The following is a 1,347-nucleotide window of genomic DNA, read 5'->3' as shown; positions in this document are numbered from 1 at the left end:
TTGAGTGGAGATAGGGAGAGTGATTGGATAGCGTGCCAGTCACGCCCTAAAGTATGTTAGGAATGTAAAGAATGAATGTATGAACAAATGGAATATAGGTAATAAATGTGTTTTTTTTTGTGTAAAATCATGTGTATAATATAGATAATAATGCATATACTAAAGAGTGGAGGATGGAAAGTGGGTGTTCATACATTGACAAAAGAACAATATCCTATTGCCAACACAAACACATTGAATTTTTTGAAAACGAATGTTTTAAGTGTTACGGATCTTTCTAGAACAAAAAAATTATCAGAGATACTGGATCGTTTTTCAAATGGAGTTTCAGATGAAGTATTTGTTATTCAAAATGCAAAAAAGAAAAATGCACTGGCTGTAGTTGTTGATATAGATTATTTTGAGCAGTTGCTTCAAATAAAAGAAGTTGTAGAAGAAGCACTTGACCAAATTGTTATGGAAGAGGCATATGCACGTAAGAATAAACCTGTAAATCAAACTTTATCAGATATTTTTGATGAAGAGGATATTAATGTAAACGAACTAATGAAATTATTAGAGGAAGATTGATGTGAAAACGCTTGAAGATTTGCAGGAGATTATTTTAGAAAAATATAATGTTGAACTGAGGTTTGTTGAGGATGTAAAGCAGGATATTAAAGCGATTAATAAAGGACATAGACAAACCATTTTATTAGAAATTTTAAGAAGGGCAAAGCAAGGTCCCCTATTTAAGCCGGATGGAATTGCTGAATCGTTACATGGGGACTTGCATGGTTTTGCAAAGATTAAGTCGAAGTCACTAAATATTAGAATTATTTATCGCCCGGTTGAAGGACAGCCGATAAGGATGGAAATAATTGCGATAGGTCCTCGTGATAAAGAAAAGGCATATCGAATGGCTGCGGAACGTTTACAAAAATTCTTCATGGAAATGGGATAGGGTGCCAGTCACCTGTCGAAGTCGCAATGTAGAAGTAGAGGTTTAAAGCATTCGTTTATTCGGGTGCTTTTTTTAAATTGAAGCGATTTGCGAATAAACAACGTATTTTTGGATTTTTTGAAGGAAATAATTCATTTTCATAGGAAATTAGCGATATATTCATATAAATTAAATGAATTTTGTGGTATAATCTCTTTAGAATAGGCGTACACTATGCCTCTAAGGGGGTGTGGTTGTATGTGTTGGGAGGAGGAAAAGGATATGGCAACTGCTCAGAGAGCAAATAACGAAAAATTATCATTTATGGACGACATAAAATCAATAATTAGAACAAATATGAAGAAAAAAGGTCTGACACCTGCTGAAGCGAGGAAGTCTTTAGGAATTAAGAAATATGAAAAGAA

General features: G+C 33.6%; 2 protein-coding genes. Both read left to right on the top strand.

Translation table 11 applies throughout. The features are described 5' to 3' along the window. Positions 1 to 180 precede the first annotated feature (180 nt). Positions 181 to 570: a hypothetical protein gene (locus tag BM213_RS14370; RefSeq protein WP_091705278.1), complete on the top strand. Its 390-nt coding sequence runs from the start codon at positions 181 to 183 to the stop codon at positions 568 to 570. Between the two features lies 1 nt (position 571). Next, complete coding sequence (locus BM213_RS14365) at positions 572 to 943, top strand: type II toxin-antitoxin system RelE family toxin (protein ID WP_091705275.1); 372 nt, start codon at positions 572 to 574, stop codon at positions 941 to 943. Positions 944 to 1,347 lie beyond the last annotated feature (404 nt).

The organism is Anoxybacillus pushchinoensis, from assembly GCF_900111795.1.
Lineage (GTDB): Bacteria > Bacillota > Bacilli > Bacillales > Anoxybacillaceae > Anoxybacillus > Anoxybacillus pushchinoensis.
Note: the sequence above shows the minus strand (reverse complement) of the source record. Positions and strands in the feature narration are given on the sequence as shown.